At 72.4% G+C, this 19,394-nt stretch carries 15 protein-coding genes; 6 read left to right on the top strand and 9 right to left on the bottom strand.

Translation table 11 applies throughout. The annotated features are described in order from the left end of the window. Nucleotides 1-114: 114 nt before the first annotated feature. On the bottom strand, nt 115-1,284 hold the full coding sequence (locus K318_RS0103370; protein ID WP_211233260.1) for a M20/M25/M40 family metallo-hydrolase: 1,170 nt from the start codon (nt 1,282-1,284) through the stop codon (nt 115-117). 106 nt (nt 1,285-1,390) lie between these two features. Here K318_RS0103370 and K318_RS0103365 point away from each other — a divergent pair, with 106 nt between their 5' ends. Together K318_RS0103365 and K318_RS0103360 are read left to right on the top strand one after the other, a co-directional pair. Beyond that, nucleotides 1,391-2,908 (top strand): glutamate-cysteine ligase family protein, encoded by a 1,518-nt coding sequence (locus K318_RS0103365; protein ID WP_029088434.1) that lies wholly within the window; start codon nt 1,391-1,393, stop codon nt 2,906-2,908. Nucleotides 2,909-3,217: 309 nt separating this feature from the next. Then, entirely contained in the window at nt 3,218-4,357 is a 1,140-nt protein-coding gene (locus K318_RS0103360; protein WP_245579759.1) for a pyridoxal phosphate-dependent aminotransferase, read from the top strand. Between the two features lie 30 nt (nt 4,358-4,387). On the opposite strand, the gene K318_RS0103355 is transcribed toward K318_RS0103360, so the two are convergent. Next, nucleotides 4,388-4,780, bottom strand: a complete 393-nt coding sequence (locus K318_RS0103355) for an ArsR/SmtB family transcription factor (RefSeq protein WP_035280225.1) — start codon at nt 4,778-4,780, stop codon at nt 4,388-4,390. 28 nt (nt 4,781-4,808) lie between these two features. Continuing rightward, on the bottom strand, nt 4,809-5,579 hold the full coding sequence (locus K318_RS23415; protein ID WP_051297427.1) for a hypothetical protein: 771 nt from the start codon (nt 5,577-5,579) through the stop codon (nt 4,809-4,811). A gap of 260 nt (nt 5,580-5,839) precedes the next feature. Here K318_RS23415 and K318_RS0103345 point away from each other — a divergent pair, with 260 nt between their 5' ends. Further along, nucleotides 5,840-6,124 carry a hypothetical protein gene (locus K318_RS0103345; RefSeq protein ID WP_029088431.1) on the top strand — a complete coding sequence of 95 codons (285 nt, stop codon included), beginning with the start codon at nt 5,840-5,842 and terminating at the stop codon, nt 6,122-6,124. 52 nt (nt 6,125-6,176) lie between these two features. On the opposite strand, the gene K318_RS0103340 is transcribed toward K318_RS0103345, so the two are convergent. Further along, nucleotides 6,177-6,851, bottom strand: a complete 675-nt coding sequence (locus tag K318_RS0103340; protein ID WP_029088430.1) for a biliverdin-producing heme oxygenase — start codon at nt 6,849-6,851, stop codon at nt 6,177-6,179. 105 nt (nt 6,852-6,956) lie between these two features. Beyond that, entirely contained in the window at nt 6,957-8,870 is a 1,914-nt protein-coding gene (locus K318_RS0103335) for an acetate--CoA ligase (RefSeq protein WP_029088429.1), read from the bottom strand. A 149-nt stretch (nt 8,871-9,019) separates the two neighbouring features. On the opposite strand from K318_RS0103335, the gene K318_RS0103330 reads away from it, so the two are divergent. Both K318_RS0103330 and K318_RS19070 read left to right on the top strand, forming a co-directional pair. After that, nucleotides 9,020-10,555, top strand: coding sequence for an AMP-binding protein (locus tag K318_RS0103330; RefSeq protein WP_029088428.1), 1,536 nt, complete (start codon nt 9,020-9,022; stop codon nt 10,553-10,555). A gap of 151 nt (nt 10,556-10,706) precedes the next feature. After that, nucleotides 10,707-11,978 carry a type 2 periplasmic-binding domain-containing protein gene (locus tag K318_RS19070; RefSeq protein ID WP_051297425.1) on the top strand — a complete coding sequence of 424 codons (1,272 nt, stop codon included), beginning with the start codon at nt 10,707-10,709 and terminating at the stop codon, nt 11,976-11,978. 160 nt (nt 11,979-12,138) lie between these two features. Here the strand turns inward: K318_RS19070 and K318_RS0103320 are convergent, their stop codons facing one another. The 4 genes from K318_RS0103320 to K318_RS0103305 all read right to left on the bottom strand — a co-directional run bounded on the left by K318_RS0103320 (nt 12,139) and on the right by K318_RS0103305 (nt 18,286). Continuing rightward, nucleotides 12,139-13,152: an NAD-dependent epimerase/dehydratase family protein gene (locus K318_RS0103320; protein ID WP_029088427.1), complete on the bottom strand. Its 1,014-nt coding sequence runs from the start codon at nt 13,150-13,152 to the stop codon at nt 12,139-12,141. A 25-nt stretch (nt 13,153-13,177) separates the two neighbouring features. After that, nucleotides 13,178-16,393: an alpha/beta fold hydrolase gene (locus K318_RS0103315; RefSeq protein WP_051297423.1), complete on the bottom strand. Its 3,216-nt coding sequence runs from the start codon at nt 16,391-16,393 to the stop codon at nt 13,178-13,180. Nucleotides 16,394-16,400: 7 nt separating this feature from the next. Further along, entirely contained in the window at nt 16,401-17,483 is a 1,083-nt protein-coding gene (locus K318_RS0103310) for a 3-oxoacyl-ACP synthase III (RefSeq protein WP_051297420.1), read from the bottom strand. A gap of 218 nt (nt 17,484-17,701) precedes the next feature. Beyond that, entirely contained in the window at nt 17,702-18,286 is a 585-nt protein-coding gene (locus K318_RS0103305) for a dienelactone hydrolase family protein (RefSeq protein ID WP_029088424.1), read from the bottom strand. 268 nt (nt 18,287-18,554) lie between these two features. On the opposite strand from K318_RS0103305, the gene K318_RS0103300 reads away from it, so the two are divergent. Continuing rightward, nucleotides 18,555-19,316, top strand: a complete 762-nt coding sequence (locus K318_RS0103300; protein WP_029088423.1) for a sulfite exporter TauE/SafE family protein — start codon at nt 18,555-18,557, stop codon at nt 19,314-19,316. Nucleotides 19,317-19,394 lie beyond the last annotated feature (78 nt).

Genomic DNA, 19,394 nt, shown 5'->3' with positions numbered 1-19,394 from the left:
ATGAGTCTGTCATGTGACAGGCGGGATCACAGTGCGGCGTCGCGAAAGCTCACACCGGTGCCGCAGCTGCCCGGCGAGTGTGAGCTTTCGCGACGCTGTGTCCGCCGCAGCCTCTCAGTCCGCGAGCTGGTCGGCCAGGAGTGCTGCCAGCAGGGCGGTGCGCGGTGCGATGTGGGCGCTGAGCGCGTGCTCGTGCTCGGCGTGCGCGCCGTCGCCCACGGCGCCCAGGCCGTCGAGGGTGGGGATCCCGTCCCCGGCGGTGAAGTTGCCGTCCGAGCCGCCGCCCACCTCGACGCCCACGGGCGAGTCGATCCCGAGCGCCGAGGCGAGCTCGACGGCGCGGACGAACAGGCCCTCGGAGGAGGCGCGCTCCATCGGCGGGCGGTTGATCCCGCCGAGCACCTCGATCCGGGTGCCCTCCAGCGCGGGCGCGAGCGCGCGGATCGCGGCGTCGACGCGCTCCTGCTCCGCCGTCGATCTCGCCCGGACGTCGACGTCGAACTGCGCCCGCGCGGGCACGGTGTTCGTGGTGGTGCCGCCGCTGAGCTTCGTGGGGGTGACGGTCGTGCCGAGTTCGGCGTTCCCCAGGGCCGCGATCTGCGGCAGCAGGTGTGCGAGCTCCAGTCCGGCGTTGATCCCCTTCTCCGGTTCGAGGCCGGCGTGGGCGGCCCGGCCGTGGACGACGATCGTGTAGATCGACGTGCCCTTGCGGGCCAGCTTGAGCGCCCCGGCCTCGCCCGCGGCGGCTTCGAGGACGAAAGCCGCACGCGCCTCGGCGGCCTCGGCGCGCAGGAATGCCGAACCGGTGAGCGAGCCCACCTCCTCGTCACCCGTGACGAGGAGGCTGAGCCCCTCGAGCGCCTCGGGCCCGCCGGCCTCCTGGAGCATCGCGATGGCGTGGATCGCCATGATCGCGCCGGTGAGCATGTCGAAGCTGCCCGGCCCGCGGATCACGCCGTCCGTGTGGGAGAACGGGAGGCGGTCGAGCGTGCCGAGCGGCCACACGGTGTCCTGATGGCAGAGGACTACGGCGCGTGGCAGTCCGGTGCCGAACCGCAGCCGCAGGTGCGTGACGCCCTCGATGACGACGGTCTCCGGCGTTGCTCCCAGGCGCTCGGCGATGAGTGCGGAGAACTCCGCGGCACCCGCGGCGACGGCGGCGAGGTCGTCCGAGGGGGACTCGACCGAGACGACGCGCTCGATGTCCGCGAGCATCTGCGGCAGGCGCGATTCCGCGGCGGGGAGGAGGCTGGACAGGGCGGGTGCTTCGGGGAGTGCGGTCATGAGGCGATTCTAGGCCCGCCCTCCGGCGAGGGAGTTCCGGAGGGCAGATGCGACGGACTCGTCGAACAGTGTCCATATCCGGACCGATCTGTGCCAGGATTCCGTCATGGGAGAAGCAGTCGGGTCGACCCGTTACACACCGCGCGAGCGGACGCACTACCGGACCAAGCTCCAGGAGAACCTGGAGACCTTCGACTCGTACCTGCAGAAGGCGGTCTTCGTCTCCAAGGGCACCGTCGGCCTGGAGCTCGAGTTCAACCTCGTCGACGAGCAGGGCGAGCCCGCCCTGTGCAACGAGGACGTGCTGGAGGCCGCAGACGACGCCGACCTCCAGTCGGAGATCGGCGCGTACAACGTTGAGATCAATCTGCCGGTCATGCGCGTGCGCGATCACGGCCTGTCCAAACTGGAGCAGAGCCTCGAGCAGAGGTTCGCCGCCCTCCGGGAGGCGGCCTCGGCGGCCGGTGCCGTGCCGGTGTCGATCGGCACCCTGCCGACCGTGACGACGGAGCTGCTCGAGGACGAGTCCTGGATGACGGCCGAGAACCGCTACAAGGCCCTCTCCAACGCAGTGATCGACGCCCGCGGCGAGTACGTCGGCATCGACCTGGACCGCGAGGACCACTACACGCACGAGTTCTCCGACATCGCGCCGGAATCCACGTGCACCTCCATGCAGCTGCACCTCCAGGTGGCGCCCAACAGGTTCGCGGACGTGTGGAACGCCTCGCAGGCGATCGCAGGCGTGCAGGTGGCGATGGCGGCGAACTCCCCGCTGTTCCTGGGCCGGCGGCTCTGGCACGAATCCCGGCTGCCGATCTTCGCCCAGTCCATCGACACGCGGACCCCGGAGCTCGTGCACCAGGGGGTGCGGCCCCGGGTGTGGTTCGGCGAGCGGTGGATCACCAGCGTATTCGACCTGTTCGAGGAGAACGTCAGCTACTTCCCGCCGCTGCTGCCGGAGACCCGCGAGGCGTCCGGCAAACCCATCGCCTCGGAGTCCGGCGTCCCGCTGCTGCACGAGCTGCGCCTGCACAACGGCACCGTCTGGCGCTGGAACCGGCCCATCTACGCGCCCGGCGAGGACTCCGCCCACATCCGGATCGAGAACCGCATCCTGCCGGCCGGGCCCTCCGTCAAGGACATGGTCGCCGATGCCGCCTTCTACTACGGCCTGGTCTCCTACCTCGTGAACGAGAACCGGCCGGTGTGGTCGCGGATGACCTTCGCCGAGGCGCACGAGAACTTCGAGAACGGGGCCCGCGACGGCATCGGGGCGCGTGTGAGCTGGCCCAAGCACGGCACGCTCGACGTCACGGAGCTGGTCCTGGAGACGCTGGCCCCGCAGGCGAGGGAGGGCCTCGAGCAGCTCGAGGTCGACGAGGATGTGATCGACGAGTTCATCGGCATCTACGAGGAGCGGGCGCGCACCGGGCGCAACGGCGCGTGGTGGCAGCGCAAGGCCCTCGATGCGCTCGCCGGGCGGGCGCCGGTGGGCTCCGATGAGCGCGCCGAGGGGCTGCGCCGCCTCGTGCTCCTCTACGCGGAGAACCAGGCCACCGGCGCGCCCGTCCACACCTGGGAGCTGCCGTCCGCGGACCAGCTCAGCCCCCACCTCGGGTGAGCGGTTCCTGTCGCCGCCCGTATCTCTCGAGTGAGCACTTCCTATCGGTTCGAGACGCTGAATCCGACAGGAAGTGCTCACTCGACGGATGGGGGGGGTGAAGGAGGCGGTCGGTGGGTCGGCGGGGCTGGGGCCCGGCCCCGGATGCGCCGTTAGAGTGGGGGCATGTTCAACGACGACTCTCGTGGGATGGGCGGTGCCGCTGCCGGAACCGCTGCTCCCGGAACCGCCCCCGGCAGTGCCGACTCCGTGCTCGCCGCCCCGCTCACCGTCTCGCGCCGCTCCTCGCGCGTGCGCCCCTTCGAGGTCATGAGCATCCTCAACCGCGTGTTCGAGCTGCGCGCTCAGGGCCGTGACGTCATCTCCCTGTGCGTGGGCGAACCGCAGCAGGGCGCGCCTGCCGATGTGCGCCGCCGTGCCGCCGAGGTCGTCCTCGACGGCACGGACCTGGGGTACTCCGAGGTCTTCGGCATCGTGGGCCTGCGCGAGCGCATCGCCGCCCACTACCGCCGCTGGTACGGCGTGGAGGTGCCGGTGTCGCGGATCGCCGTCACGGGAGGTTCGTCCGGGGCCTTCGACATGGTCTTCCTCGCGAGCTTCGACGCAGGCGACCGCGTGGCGCTCGCGAGCCCCGGCTACCCGGCCTACTCGAACATCCTGCGCGCCCAGGACGTCGAGGTCGTCGAGCTGGCCTGCGGCCCCGAGGTCCGCTTCCAGCCCACCGTCGAGATGCTCGAGGCCGCGCACCGCGAGGCGCCGCTCAAGGGGCTCATGCTGGCCTCCCCGGCCAACCCCACCGGCACCATGATCGAGCGCGCCGAGCTCGCCGCCCTCGCCGAGTGGTGCCGGGCCAACGGCGTGCGGCTCATCTCCGACGAGATCTACCACGGCGTCACCTTCGGCCCCACGCGCGGCACCACCGCACTGGAGTGCTCGCAGGACGCCGTCGTCATCTCCTCCTTCTCCAAGTACTGGGGCATGACCGGCTGGCGCCTGGGCTGGGCGATCCTGCCCGAGGACCTCGTGCGGCCCTGCGATGCGATCGCCGGCAACCTCGCGCTGTGCCCGCCCGTGCCCGCGCAGCACGCCTGCGTCGAGGCGTTCACCGATGCCTCCTACGCCGAGTGCGATGCCGCGGTCGAGGGCTTCGCACGGGCCCGCGCGCTCGTGCTCGACGCCGTGGAGGGCCTGGGCTGGAGTGACATGGCACCGGCCGACGGCGCCTTCTACATGTTCTTCCGCATCTCCGAGGTGCTGGGCCCCTTCGCCGATGCGACCGAGTGGTGCGCCGCCCTGCTCGAGTCCGAGGGCGTCGCGCTCGCCCCGGGGCTCGACTTCGACCCGCAGGGCGGGGCCGAGTACGTGCGCCTGTCGCTGGCCGCAGGCCCGGAGAACATCGCCGAGGCGCTCGCCCGCATCCGCCGCTTCCAGGTCTCCCTGGCGGCCTGAGCGGGCCTGAGCCGGCCTCGGCCGCCGGGGTCATTCCCCCTCGTGCTCCACACTGTGCTCGAGTGCGTCGAGGAGGATATGGGAGACGTGGTCGTCCTTGAAGGAGTAGATCGCCTCGCGCCCCATCCGCCGCACGTCCACGAGGTGGAGGCTGCGCAGCAGCTTGAGGTGCTGGGAGACGAGCGGCTGGGACAGTCCCGTCTCCTCGACGATGCCGGAGACGCTCGCCTCGCCGCGCGTGAGGACCAGCAGGATGCGCAGGCGGGAGGCCGCGGCCAGGGCGCGGAACACCTCGGCGGTCCGGTCGAGGGTCTCGGCCGAATAGGCGGGCGCGGGCGGCTGGCCGATGTCCGGATCGCAGACCTCGAGGGGCGTGGGGGTGTGCGTGGGGTCCGTTCCGGGGGTCTGCGGCTGCTGGCTCATGTTCCGAATGGTAGTGCCCGAGGCTCGCTCAGGGCCCCGTCGTCCGCTCCGCCTCGGTGCGCTGGCCGTTCCCGTGCGCAGCGGTGCGCTCCGCCTCGGCCCGGTGCGAGGAGTAGCCGGACGCGGCCTCGGCGCGGAGCGAGGAGGCCAGGGGCTCCCAGCGGCCGTACTGCTCCGGGTGGTTGGAGCGCTGGACGGTCTGCGCCGCGTCGTTGGGATCCATCGTCTGCCAGCCGTCGACGTCGAGCAGGCCGGGGTTCTCCACGTCGTCGTTGGTGCCCAGGAACGCGGAGACGGCCCAGCGGGGGTCGCGCACCTGCTCGTCGCTGCCCCAGCCCATCGACGGCCGCTGCTGGAACAGCCCGAGGGAATCGGCGTCGCCGTGGCGCAGATTGCGCAGGGAGCTCTCCTGCAGAACCGTCATGAGCGTGATCGTCTGTCCGCGCTCCACGTCCTCGGCGGGCAGGCCGGCGGCCTCCAGCTCGTCCTGTGCGAGCACGGCCACCTCCGTGGCGATGTAGCGCTGGCCGGCGGAGAGCTGGGAGGTGGTCATGGTCTGCGCATCGCGCACCGAGGCCGGCGAGAACTGTCCGAGGAGCACCCAGCCGGCCAGCAGGGCGAGGGCGAGGAGCGCGGCGACCAGGGAGCGCCGGCGCTGCGTGCGGCGGCGCGCCTCGGGTGACCGCGCACCGGGGGGCCGGCCATCGCTCTCGGAGGCGGGCCCGGTGAGGGCGGGGAGTGCCGATGACTGCGCGGCGGTGTCGCGGGCGCGCCCGGCGGGTTCGGTGAGCAGGGACATCGGTCCGGCCTCCTCTCGGCAGGGTGTTCTGCGGCGGGTGTTCCCGCGGCGGGGCTGCTCTGCAGGGTGTTCGCAGCGCGGCGTTCCCGGTGGTGCATCCGGCATGTTACACGATCGTGATGTTTCCGAGACCAGGGCGCGCCGCCCGTTGTCTGGGAGTGCATTCCGTCCGCGGTGCGCCCTGTCCGGGGCGGCAGGGCGCGCCGCCCGAGGCCCTGCGTCTGCTGGCAGGATCACGGCTCTGCTGGCAGGATCGGGGCATGCGCTACATCGTCGCGATCGCCTCCGCCGTCGTCGTTCTCTTCCTGCTGAGCGTGACGACGGGGTTCGGCGACTGGCCCCGCCCCTGGGGCAGCCTGTCCCGCGGCGCGGTGGGCGGGCTCGTCTGTGTGGGCATCCTCATCATCTGGGAGCAGATGTCGCCGAGTCCGGATCGCACTCCGGGCACCCGGGTGCATCCCGATGAGGACGACGAGGCCGGAACCGGTGCTCAGCGCGAGCCCGGTGCCGAGGGCGGGGAGCCGGGAGAGCCGGGGCGCAGCTGAGCGGGGCTCCGGCGCGACCGGCGTATGCGCGGTCCTGCCGCAACACCGGGCCTCACTCCTGCCGGAGCCCCTCGAAGAGGTCGCGGGCGAGCGTGAAGCCGGCCGAGGCCTCGGCGATGAAGGCGTCCTGCTGCCGTGCGCTCAGCGGGGCGGAGTCCAGGGCCTGCCGGTAGGCGTCCTTGTACGGCTTGAGCCTCTCGATCCCCTCGAACCGCCACGTGCGCAGCGCGGTCTCCGGGATGCCGTAGTGGCGGACGGCGAGTCGCCCGATCACCTGGCCGCCGGAGAGATCGCCCAGGTAGCGCAGGTAGTGGTGGGCGAAGAACCGCTCCGGCTCCTCGGGCTGCAGATCGCTGAGCCGGGCCATGTACTCGGCGGTCTCCGGGGTGGGCGGCGTGACGGGGGCGCCGTCCGTCAGCGCGGCGAGGTCCTGCTCCAGCGCTGCGGCCCGGTGGAGGCGCGGATCGAGCACGGCGGCGAGCTCCGGTGCGGACTCGAAGCGGGACTCCACTGCCTCGAGGACCCTGTACAGGTGGAGGTACTGCCCCAGGAGGGCGGTGTAGGCCTGCGCATCGAGACGGCCCGCCAGCAGGTCGTCCATGAAGGCGGAGTGCTCGGCGGAGTCGTGGGCCTCCTGCGTCTCCGTCCTCACGCGGGCGGCGAAGCCGGACGCGGCCTCGTCGCCGGAGAGGGGGTCTGCCGGGGCTGCTGCATCTGCTGTCGTCATGTGTCGCTCCTGTGCGGTCGGGCGGCTCACGCTACAAGGGGGAGCTGAGGGCCTCCTCAGCGTGCGGCTGCCCGGCGCGCACCGATGCGTCTCAGCGAGCGACGGTCACCGCGCGACGGCCGCCTGGACGGCATCGAGCACGGCGGCGTCCTCGATGGTCGAGGGGACGTGCACCTCGGCGCCGTCGACGATCTCCCGCATCGTCTTGCGCAGGATCTTGCCCGAGCGCGTCTTGGGCAGCGCATCCACGACGTCCACCTGCTTGAGTGCGGCCACCGGTCCCACCTCGGAGCGCACCAGCGCCACGAGTTCCGCGGGTACCGTCTGCGCGTCCGCACCCGGGGAGAGCACCGCGAAGGCCCGGGGAACCTGGCCCTTCGTCTCGTCGTGCACGCCGATCACGGCGCACTCCGTCACCCCGGGGTGCGAGGCGATCGCGGCCTCGAGCACGCCTGTGGACAGGCGGTGCCCGGCGACGTTGATGACATCGTCGGTGCGTCCCATGACGCAGACGTAGCCGTCCTCGTCCACCGTCCCGGAATCGCCCGTGAGGTAGGCGCCCTCGAAGGCGGAGAGATAGCTGGAGACGAACCGCTCGTCATCGCCCCAGATGCTCGCCATGGTGCCCGGCGGCAGCGGCAGGTCGATGACGATGAGGCCCTCCTCTCCGGCGGGCACGGGATTCCCCGCGGTGTCGACGACGCGCACCCGGTACCCGGGTGTGGGGACGGTGGGCGAACCCGGCTTGAGCGGCAGCCGCTCGATGCCCAGCGGATTCGCCGCGATGGGCCAGCCCGTCTCCGTCTGCCACCAGTTGTCCACGACGGGGATGTCGCGGCCGGTCGCGGCCCTGAGCGTCTCCGTCGTCCACTCCCAGGTGTCCGGGTCGAGGCGCTCGCCGGCGAGGAACACCGCGCGCAGCTGCGAGAGGTCATGGGCTGCGGGGTGCGTGCCGTCCGGATCCTCCTTGCGGACCACGCGCATGGCCGTGGGCGCGGCGAAGAAGACGTCGACCCCGTGCTGCTCCATGACGCGCCAGAACGCCCCCGCGTCCGGCGTGCCGATGGGCTTGCCCTCGTAGAGCACCGTCGTGACGCCGGCGATGAGAGGCGCGTAGACGATGTACGAGTGGCCCACGACCCAGCCCACGTCCGAGGCCGTGAACATCGTGTCGCCGGGGTGCAGGTCGAAGATGTGGGGCATGGACCACTGCAGTGCGACCGCGCTGCCGCCGGCATCGCGCAGGATGCCCTTGGGCTTGCCCGTGGTGCCCGAGGTGTAGAGCACGTACAGCGGGTCCGTCGCCTTCACCGGCACGGGGTCGATGCCCCCGGGCGTCGCCTCCAGGAGCGCGGCGTAGTCGAGGTCGAAGCCCTCGCGCAGCCGTGCCGGGGCCTGCTCCCGCTGCACCACGACGGAGAACTCGGGAGTCGCCTCGGCGATCTCGAGGGCCTCGTCCAGGAGGGGCTTGTACTCGATGACGCGGCTGCGCTCGATGCCGGCGGAGGCGCTGATGACGGCCTTGGGGCGGATGTCGTCGATGCGCACGGCGAGCTCAGCGGCCGCGAAGCCGCCGAACACCACGGAGTGCGCCGCCCCCAGCCGGGCGCAGGCGAGCATCGCGACGGCGGCCTCGGGCACCATGGGCATGTAGATGACGACGGTGTCGCCGCGGGTCACGCCGCGATCGGAGAGCGCGCGGGCGAATCGGGAGACCTCGTCGAGGAGCTGGGCGTAGGTGTAGGCCCGCACGGTGTCCGTGACCGGCGAGTCGTAGATGAGCGCGGCACGGTCCCCGCGGCCGGCCGCCACGTGCCGGTCGAGGGCATTGGCGCAGACATTGAGCTCGCCGTCCGGGAACCAGCGGTAGATGGGTGCGCGGGAGCTGTCGAGCGCGCGGGTGGGCGGTGTCGTCCAGTCGACGGCCTCGGCGGCCTCGAGCCAGAAGCGCTCCGGGTCCGAGGCCGCCGCGCGGGCGACTGTGGCGTAGGACTGCGCGGCGGGTGTGGTCTGCGTCATAGCACCACTGTAGGTGCTGTGCGGAGGTGTGCGGGGCGGGGGTCGGGCTCGCTTCCGGTCAGCCGAAGGGCTACTGAGCGTTCGTTAATATGAGGGGATTCCGCCTCCTCGCCGAGGTGCGCCCTGTCGATGAAGACCAAGGAGACCCCATGACACCTCAGGAACAGCTCGCGGCCAGCCGGCGCATGCACTGGATGAACCTCCTGGAGATGCATGCGACGGACCGGGGCGACGTCGAGGCCCTCGTCGGCACCGACCGGCGCCTGACCTGGTCGCAGGTGCGCGACCAGGTGCGCGCGATCGCGGCGGAGCTGCAGCGGCGGGGTGTCGCACCGGGCGACCGCGTGTTCGTGCTCTCGCTCAACAGCGTCCAGTACGTCGTCGCGCTCGCCGCGATCAACACCGCCGGCGCCATCGCGGTACCGCTCAACATCCGCTCGGTGGGCGCCGAACTCGACTACCTCATCGAGGACTCCGGGGCCGTGTTCGGCTTCGCGGACGAGATGGGCGCGGCCCGGCTGGCCGATGCCACGACCGCCCGGGAGGTGCCCGTGATGCGGTTCGGGGACGAGTTCGAGGCGAGCGCCGCCTCGGGCGCGGCGTCCGATCCCCTCGACGTCGCGGAGACGGAGACGGCGTTCATCGTCTACACCTCCGGGACCACCTCCGCGCCTAAGGGCGCCATGCTCACCCACCTCAATGTGCTGAGCCAGGTCATCACGACCAGCCGCATGGGACCGGCCGGGTCCGCCGAGGACACCGCGATGATCGTGGTGCCGCTGTTCCACATCGTGGCGCTCTCCGGCATGGTGACGGCGTTCTTCAACGCCGTGAAGGCCGTCATCGCCCCGCCGCGGGTGCTCACGAACATGGCCGCGCTCACGGACATGGTCGAGGCCGAGGCCGTGACGAGCATGTTCCTCGTGCCCACCCTGTGGCAGGCGTTCTGCTCGCAGCCGGGGATCCGCGAGCGGAGGCTGGGCCTGAAGACGCTGTCGTGGGGCGCCTCCCCGGCGACCCGGGAGACGCTGCAGCTCATGGCGGACACGTTCCCCGAGGCCGTCATCAGCGCCGGTCTGGGGCAGACGGAGATGTCGCCCACAACCACCGTGATCACGGGGGAGGAGTCGCTCACGAAGATGGGCTCGGTGGGCCGGCCCGTGAGCATGGTCTCGGCGCGGATCGTCGACCCGGAAGGGCGGGATGTGGCGCCAGGGGAGACGGGCGAGATCGTCTATCGGGGTCCCGGACTCATGGCCGGCTACTGGAACAAGCCGGAGCGGACCGATGAGGCGACGTTCGACGGCTGGTTCCACTCCGGCGATCTCGTGCGGCAGGACGAGGACGGCTTCGTCTACGTGGTCGACCGGGCCAAGGACATCATCATCTCCGGCGGCGAGAACATCTCCTCGGTCGAGGTCGAGCACGCGGTCGCGGCGCATCCCAAGGTCGCCGATGCGAGCGTGGTGGGCGTGCCCCATCCCACCTGGGTGGAGACGCCCCTGGCGATCGTGGCCCCCGCGGACCCGGCCGATCCTCCCACGCTCGAGGAGCTGCGCGACTTCCTCTCCGGCCGGCTCGCCTCGTTCAAGCTCCCCACCCGGCTGGAGGTCATGGCCGAGCTGCCGCGGAACGCCTCGGGCAAGCTCCAGAAGCACCTCCTCCGCGAGGAGTTCGGGGGCTGAGCCGTCTTCGGGGAGTTTTTGACGGTGCGGGCACCCTGCATGGTGCCCGCACCGTCAAAAACTCCCCGGTGCGGGTGTTGGGACCCGCCGCGCCTGGGTAATGTGAGAACACAGCGTTTTGCTGATCGTTCGTTCAAGGGAGAGCATCGCGATGAAGCATCAGTACGTCTCCGCAGCGGGTGCGGCCCTCGTCCTGGCGTTGGGGGTGAGCGGCTGCGCGGGGAACGTGGGTTCCTCCGGCGGCGGGGAGAGCGGTGCGGGCACCGGTGTCGAGTACGGGGCGAGCCCCGAGGAGTACCAGGCCGCACTCGAGGACATGGAGCCCGTGACGCTCACCTACCAGGGCGGCGGCGCCTCGGCGGAGAGCGGGAGCGGCCGGGCGGAGCTCGCCTTCGCCCAACGGGTGGAGGAGCTCACGGGCGGCAAGGTGAGGTTCGAGATGGCCTGGGGGCAGGCCGTCGCACCGTTCGACGAGGTCACGGAGGCGGTCGCCGACGGCCGGATCGACATCGGCGTCGAGATCCCCATCTACACGCCCAGCAAGTACGAGGCGATCGGCGACCTCATCAGCCTGAGCCCGTCCACGCCCACGAGCCCCTACCTCACCGAGGTCGCGACGACCGCGGCCAACCTCGAGACGGCCTGGGACACCCCCGAGGTCGTCGAGAACTACGAGGCGATGGGGGTGACGGTCCTGCGACCCATGTTCTTCGAGACCTCGAACGTCCTCATGTGCACGGAGCCGGTCACCTCGGCGGCGGACTTCCGGGGCAGGCAGATCCGCGTGGGCTCGGCCTCGGACTTCACGCTCGTGGAGGCGCTGGACGCCTCACCGGTGTCGATGCAGTTCACGGAGGCCTACGAGGCGCTGCAGCGGAACACGATCGACTGCACGCTGGGCGGTCTGCGCATCGGTTCCGACTACGGCTTCCTCGAGGTCGCCCCGCACGTCACCGTGCCGCAGGACGGCTCGTGGGGCCGCAATCCCACCGCGATCGTGGCCGGGCCGGGCTACGAGCGCCTGCCGCTCGCGGCCAAGCAGGCGATCTTCGACTCCTTCGGTATGTTCCTGGGCGACGGGCTCACGGCCATGATCGGCTCCTCGGCGGTGTCCGTGAACATGGTCGAGGACAACGGCGGCGAGGTCCGGCGCCTCGACGACGATGCCGAATCGGCCTTCCACGGCGCCGTGGACGAGCTGCGCGCGGAGGTCGAGGCCTCCGAGGCCCTCGACGGCGCGGCCGCGGCGACGTCCTTCGCGGAGAACTACGAGAAGTGGGTGGCGCTCGCGGAGGAGAGCGGCATCGAGGGCGAGGACGACTACACCGCATTCGCCGCGGCGTGGGAGAGCGATCCCGTCGACTTCGGTCCGTTCGGCGAGCGCATGTACGAGGAGATCTACCTGCCGCGCCGGCCGGAGTGAGGCAGGCCCGAGGCGGTCTGAGGCTGCCTGAGGCGCGCGGCTGAACAGGGTCTGGGAGGTTCTGACCGTGCTGGCATCATGCAGTGTGCCAGCACGGTCAGAACCTCCCAGACGGCGTGCGCGCAGATCGGACTGAGGCCGGCCAGAAGGCGTGCGGGGATCAGACCGTGCGGCCGCCGTAGTGGGCGGCGGTGAGGGCGAGCCCCTCCTCGATCGAGACGCGCGGAGACCAGCGCAGCACCTCGCGCGTGCGGCGCTGGTCGAACCAGTGGGCGGTGGACAGCTGCTCCGCGAGGAACCGGGTGAGCGGGGGCTCCCCGTCCCCCTTCTCCCGCACGGACTCCGGCAGCCGCTCCCATGCGCTCTCCACGACGGTGCCGGCGGCCAGTCCCGCCGCGACCGGCACGTGGAGGGAGGGGGGAGCGGCACCGCCCGCGAGGGCGAGACGGCTCAGCAGCTCGCCGATCATCCGCGGCTGCCCGTTCGTCAGCACGAGGGACTCGCCGTGCACCCGCTCGAGCGCGGGGAGGGCTGCGACGATCGCCTCGACGGCATTGGCCGAGAACAGCGTGTCCACGAGCGCCGCCCCCGAGCCGATGAACGGCAGACGGCCGGCGCGGGCCCGGTCGATGATGCGCTCCGTGAGCTGCGTGTCGCCGGGGCCCCACATGAGGTGCGGTCGCAGGGCGAGCGCGCGGAAGTCCTCGCCCGCGGCCTGGGCCTCGGCGTCCGCGGCGAGGGCCAGCAGCTCGCCGGCGGCCTTGGTCCGCGCATAGTCGCCGCGCGCCCGCTCCGGGTCCGCCGGCCGTGCCCCGTCGCCCGTGAGCGAGGAGCCGGCATGCGCCACGGAGGGCGAGGAGATGTGCACCCAGCGGCGGGTGCCGGCCGCGCGAGCGGCGGTGAGGAGGGCGCGCGTGCCCTCGACGTTGATGCGCTCGAAGTCCGCGGCGTCCCCGGAGACGGAGACCTTGGCCGCTATGTGGATCACGGCCTCGGTGCCCGCGACGGCACGGGCGACGGCCTCGGGATCCGTGACGGAGCCGCGCACATCGCGGGCGCCTGCGACCCCCGAGGGGCGGCGCTGCAGGGTGGTGACGGTGTGGCCGGCCTCCAGGAGCGCGCGGGCCGTCTGGGACCCGAGCAGCCCGGAGGCGCCGGTGACGAGTACGTGCATGGGGTCTCCTCGATGTGGCCGGGGCTCAGGGGCGGCGGATGCGCCCGCCCGCGAGCACCTCGGCCGCCCAGCGTGCCAGCCGGGAGCGGTCGATCTTCGAGTTGTGGCGGATGTCGGTGGGGAAGGCGCTGGTGACGAGGACCGCGGCGACATCGCGGCCCGTCGCCGCCCGCACGGCCTCCCGCGCCGCCGAGGCCAGCCCCAGGGGAGCGGGCCCATGGGCCGGCAGCCGCTTCGCCGCGGGGGGCTCCGGCTCGACCACCATGACGAGGGCCTGGGTGCCCGCCGGCCCCACGCCCACCGCGGCCGAGCGGCGGACATGGGGCAGGGCGTCGACGACGGCCTCGGGTCCGCCGGGTCCCAGGGGACCCTCCGGCGTGGTGATGACGTGCTGGACGCGCCCCTCCAGCCAGACGCGTCCGGCCGCGTCGATGTGCCCGATGTCGTTGGTGCGGTGCCACAGGAGCCCGTCGAGGGTGTCGCGGGCCGCGGCGCGGTCGGTGGACCACAGCCTGTCGTAGCCGGCCTTGAGGTGGGCGCCGGAGGCGATGAACTCGCCCAGCACACCGCGCGCCTCCTCGCCCTCCAGCAGGAGGTCGGCGGGCCGGCCGTCCGCGTCGATGGGTGCGAGCGCCAGGCGCACGCCGTCCACCGGCCGGCCCACGCAGACGCCGAGGTCGCGGGAGACATGGGTGCGTGCCGCAGAGCCGAGCGCCGGTGCGTTCGCGACGGCTGATGCGTTCGCGACGGCGGCATCCGCCGCAGACGAGCCCGCGGCCTCGGCAAGCTCGTCCGCCTCGGTGCGCGCATCCGCTTCCGGGCCGCGCACGGCCTGCTCGGACTCCGCCTGTGCCCGTGCGACCTCGGTGCGCTCGATGTCCGTGAGGATGAGTCCCTCGGTCATGCCGTACGGCGTGTGGATGCGCGCGTTCGGGAACACCGAGGCGAGTGAGTTCATGAGCTCGAGCGGCACGGGCGCCCCGGCGGAGAGCACCATCCGCACGCGGGCGCATGCCGTGCTCTGGGCCAGGGTCAGCTCATGGGCGGTTGCGACCACATTGCGATATGCCGCAGGCGAGGCGAAGACCATGGTGGCTCCGCCCGCCTCGACGGCATCGGCCAGCGCTGAGGCGGTGAGCGTCCGCGGCTTGGTCACCGCCATGTCCGGGGTGGTCGAGATGGCGCCGATGCCGGGCCCCAGCAGGGCGAACGGCGGGAAGCCGGCGACGAGGGAGCTGCCTGGCCGCACATCGAGGACCCGGGTGAGCGCCTGCGTGAGAGCGGACAGGCGCTCGTGCGTGTAGCGGACGCCCTTGGCCGGGCCCGTGGAGCCGGAGGTGAAGAGGATCGCGGCATCGGCCTCGGGCGCGGGGCGGGGGAGCCGCTGGGGCAGGGTGGCCTCGGGCGCGTCGATCAGCTCCTCGAGGCTGGCCTCGACGCCCAGCGCCTTCCTCTCCGCGCGGCTGAGCGCCGAGACGGAGAGCCGCCGGCCGGGCCAACCCGCGAGCCGGGCGAGGGTGAGGCCCGGCCGTTCGCCGATGATCCACTGCGGGTCGGCCGAGCGCACCGCCCGCGTCATCCCGGCAGGACCCAGCCCGGCGTCCGCGACGACCGCGACGCCTCCGGCCCGGAGCACGCCGTAGAGACCTGCGGTGAGGTCGTTGCCCGGCGGGACGAGCATCGAGACGCGGTCGCCGGGGCGCAGGCCCATGCGGACGAGCCCCGCGGCGATCGCCTGCACGCGCGCGTTCACCTGGGCCCAGGTGAGCGTGGCGGGCGGGGACTGCGACATGTCGACCGAGGCGAGGGAGCGGTCGTGCGCGCGCTCCTCCAGCGCGTCGAAGATGAGGGGCTGCGCGGAGGCGGCTCCTCCTTCGAGTGCCCCGCTTTCACGTATGCGGTCCGTGCGCGATTCCGCGCCGCCGGACGCAGTCTCCACATACGTGCGTGCAGCCTCCGGGCCATGTATGTGGTCCGTGCGCGTGGAGGCCTCCGGAGACGCAGGGACTGCATACGCGGGCGCGGGGGCGGCTGCGGCGGCCGCCGCCGGGAACTGCTCCTCGAGCCAGTCGAGCACGAGGCCGGCAACGTCCACCTGTTCGCTCACCAGGTGGCTGGCCGTCTCGAAGCGGTGGAGGTCTGCCTGGGGGAGGCGCGTGCGCAGGTCACGGAGGTAGCGCTCGAGGAACACCGGGTCCTTGGGCCCCCACACCAGGAGCGCGGGGCGCCGGAATCCGGCGATGTCCTCGCCCAGCTGCTGGAGCTCCGAATGGGAGGGATGGGCGTCCGTGGCCGGGATGTCGGCCACGAAGCCGCCGATCCCGCCGCGTTCGGCGGCCGTGCGGTAGGGCGCGCGGAACCCGGCGACGGCCTCCTCGGACAGCGCGTCCTTCGCGAGCGAGAGGGTGGTGCGCAGGAAGAGGTCCGTGTGCACCGTGGATGCGGGCAGGAGCGGGCCGGCGAGTGCGGCGGCCAGCGGTGCCGGCAGCTGGGCGCCCTCCGGCTGGTGCACGGCAGTGTTGAGCGAGACCGCAGCGGAGACCCGTTCCTGGTTGCGCGCGGCCCACGTCAGGGAGAGGACCCCGCCCCAGTCGTGGCCGATCGTGACGACGGGGTGCTCGCAAGCTGTGCTCCCGGTGGTGGAGCCAGAGGCGGCTGTGTCCCCGGCGGCGGAGCCCGAGACCGTGCCCGAGGCGGCGCTCCCGCCGTCTCCCGCGCTCGCCGGTGCGCCGGACGCAGTCGCGGCACCCTCTGCGAGCAGTGTCGTGACGAGGGCGTCGAAGTCCGCGATGCGGTCGGCGATGCGGCGGACGCCGGGGTCTGCCGGGCGCGGGGCGCGCGCGTGGGGGAGACGCTCGGAGAAGCCCATGTCGAGCTGGTCCGGGGCGATGACGCGCCAGATCCTGCGCGCACCCGCTGCCTCAGGGTCAGCCTCGGCCTGCTCCACTGCCGCCTGCGCGAGATGCCGCCACAGGTACGACCAGGTGGGGTTGCCGTGCAGGGCGAGGATCGTGCCGGTGGGGGTGAGACCCGCCTCGGCGAGCGCCGGTCCGGTGTCGAGGACGTGGAAGGTGCGCGGGCCGTCGAAGGTCTCGACGGTGACGAGCCGGGACCATGCGGGGTCGAAGCCCTCCAGCTCGCCGCAGGCCTCGTGCGGCAGGCGGGCCGGGAGCGCGGGGACGCCGGAGGCGGGCAGGGAGGAGCGCAGCGTGCGGGGGGCACCGGGAATGCGGGGGCTCATGCGGGGATCACCAGATGATCTCGGTCATCGCCGTGTTGAGGCCGCTGCCCACGCCCATCGCGAGCACGCGGTCGCCGGAGCGCAGGCCGTCCACCTCGCGCGCGAGGGTGATGGGCAGGGCGGCGGGGCCCACGTTGCCGAGCTCGGGGAAGGTGGTGGGCACGCGGCGGGGGTCGAGCTCCACGGCCTTCGTGATGGCGCTGGTGTGGATGGAGGAGACCTGGTGGGTGACGTAGCGGTCCATGCTCCGCCAGTCCCAGCCGTCCGCGTGCGCCTCCTCCCAGGCGGCGACCACGAGCTCCATGCCGTTGTCCAGGAGGCCCTTGGCGTCGGTGAACATGCCGTTGTGGTCGCCCACGCACAGCTCGTGGTTCCACGTCGCCGCGCGGGTGACGCCGCCCATGACGCGGTGGCCCTCCGGGTGCCTGTCGGCGGGGCCGAGGACCGCGGCGGCAGCCCCCGAGCCCAGTGTGAGCGAGGCGAACTCCTCGAGGTACTCCTCGCGGGTGATGCCGTCGCGGCTGAGGCGGCGGACGGTGGCGTCCTGCACGCGCGAGGCGTCCTCGCCTGCGACGACGAGCGCGTAGTCGATCTGCCCGGAGTCGATCATGGTGCCCGCCACGGTCATCCCGTTGACGAAGCCCAGGCAGGCGTTGGCGATGTCGAAGTTCATCGCCTGCGGACCCAGGCCGATCCCGTCGTGGATCGCGACGGCGACGGAGGGCTCGAGCTGCTCACGGGTGACGGAGGTGTTGATCATGAGGCCGATCCGGCTCTGGTCGATGCCGGACTGCTTGAGCGCGCGGCGGCCGGCCTCGGCGGCCCCGGCGGCGAAGTCGTGCGGCCTGTGCCAGTTGCGGCGGGCGCGGACGCCGGCGACGCGCTGGAGCAGTCCGTTGGGCAGACCCAGGGAGGAGAGAGTGCCGGCGAGGCGTGCATCGAGCTCGTCCGAGGTCAGCTCGACCGGGGCGGTGACCTCCGCGATTCCCAGGAGGGCGACGTTCCGGTGTCGGAAGGTCGCGTTGCCGTTGCTGCCGTGCGTGCCGTTCAAAAGGGTCCGTTCCGGGTCGATGCAGGGGGTGGGCGTCATCCGCGTCGTGAGGGCGCGGATCCGCGTGCGCGCGGGCGGGCCGAGGGGCGGGTCCGCACGAATCCGGATACATCTTAGTACTCCCTGCCTGAACGCCTGCAGAGAGCGGCGCGGGGCGCAGGGCAGGGCGTCCTGATGCTCGGGCGGGGGTGCTGGGAGGGCGGAGCGGCTCGGGTCGCTGATCGCGCAGCCTGCGGACGGCCCGCGCCGCGAACTGCTCAGCCGCGGGCGGCGTCGAGGTCTTCGAGGAGGAGCTGCACGCGCTCGGAGAGGAGGTCCGCGGACCGCTCGTCGAACTCCGGTTTGGTGGGGTCGGCGAACAGGTGGGCGCTGCCGGGGTAGAGGTAGTGCTCGGCGCGGGCACCGGCTCTGGCGGCGGAGCGCAGCAGGTTCTCCGGACCGCCCTCGTCGATCCAGGGATCGTCGACGGAGTGATGGATCTGGAGCGCGGCCGAGGCCGGCCAGTCCACGATGCGGGACTCGCCGCCGGCGTGGAGGAGGATCGCGGCCTCAGTCCGGGGGTCCTTCTTGCCCAGGCGCTGGGCGAGTGCTGCGCCCAGCGAGACGCCCGCGGCGACGAAGGGCCCCTCGACGCCGGACAGCGCTGCGGCCGCGCGGTCCGCGAGGGTGCGGAAGCCCACTTCGTCCCGGTAGGCGATGCCGGCACCAGTGCATTCGAAGACATTGCCGTCGTAGACGTCCGGCGTGGTGACGGTGTGGCCGGCCTCCCGGACGACGTCCGCCATCGCATGGACGCCTTTGTCCAGGCCCAGAGCGGAGTGGAAGAAGATCACGTGTGCCATGAGGTCATATGACCACAGTCACCTGAGCCGCGTCGACGGGGCGGCCGCATGGTCTCGCAGGGCGGACAGGACGGGCTGTGCTCGAGCTTGCCGCGGCGAAGCGCTCAGCGGTCCGAGTGCCGGCTTCTCCAGGTTCGCTCGACGCGGTCGAGGCGCATGCTGCGCGGCCGCCGCGCTCGCCTCCTTCGACCGCCGGCGGGACGCGCACCCGCCCTCCTGCGCCGACCACATGCAGTGCCCGCGGCGGCCCCGGGCGTAGCCTCGAACCATGCCGCTCTCCCTCCTCGCCCTCGTGGTCGCCGCTGTGCTCGTGGGTGCCACCCTGCAGCGTCTCTCCGGCACCGGTGTGGGCCTCGTCGTGGCGCCGGTCCTCGCGCTGGCGATGGGCCCGAGCCTCGGCGTCTTCGTCACGAACGCCACCACGGTGGTCTCCGGCTTCCTCATCATGCTCTCGGTGCTCAGGGATGTCGACTGGAGGCGCTGGCTGGTGTTCGCCCCCATGGCGGTGGTGGGCGGAGTGCCGGCGGCGCTGCTGGTGCGGGAGCTGGAGGACGGGTGGCTCAACATCGTGATCGGCGCCGTGGTGCTGCTGGCGCTCGCCATGACGTTCGGCCTGCCGCGTGTGCCGCACGTGCGCGGGCGGGCCCTGCCGCCGGTGACCGCCGCGACCGGCGCGGTGGGCGGCTTCCTCAACACCGCCGCGGGCGTGGCCGCACCCGCCATGGTGATCTACTCGAAGCTGTCCCGTTGGGAGCAGCGCAGATTCGCCGCCACGATGCAGCCCACGTTCATGACGATGGGGCTCGTCTCCGTGGGGGCCAAGCTCTCCGTGGGCGCGACCACCCTCTCCCAGCTCCCGCCGCTGTGGCTGTTCCCGGTCATCGTCGTGACGGTGGCGGGCGGGATCGCCGCCGGCGGCTGGCTGGCTCGGCGCGTGAGAGCGAGCACCGCCCGCACCGTCGCGATCACGCTCGCCGGAGCCGGCGCCGCTGTCGCACTCACCCGAGGCCTTCTCACCGTGCTGGGGTGAGGCGCGTGCGCACCTCGGCACCAGGGCCCGCACACTCCCTTCGGCACCACACCGTGGCGTGGCGCGAAAAGGAATATG

The sequence above is a fragment of the Brevibacterium album DSM 18261 genome (assembly GCF_000426445.1).
GTDB lineage: Bacteria > Actinomycetota > Actinomycetes > Actinomycetales > Brevibacteriaceae > Brevibacterium > Brevibacterium album.
This window is presented reverse-complemented; position numbering and strand designations above follow the sequence as displayed.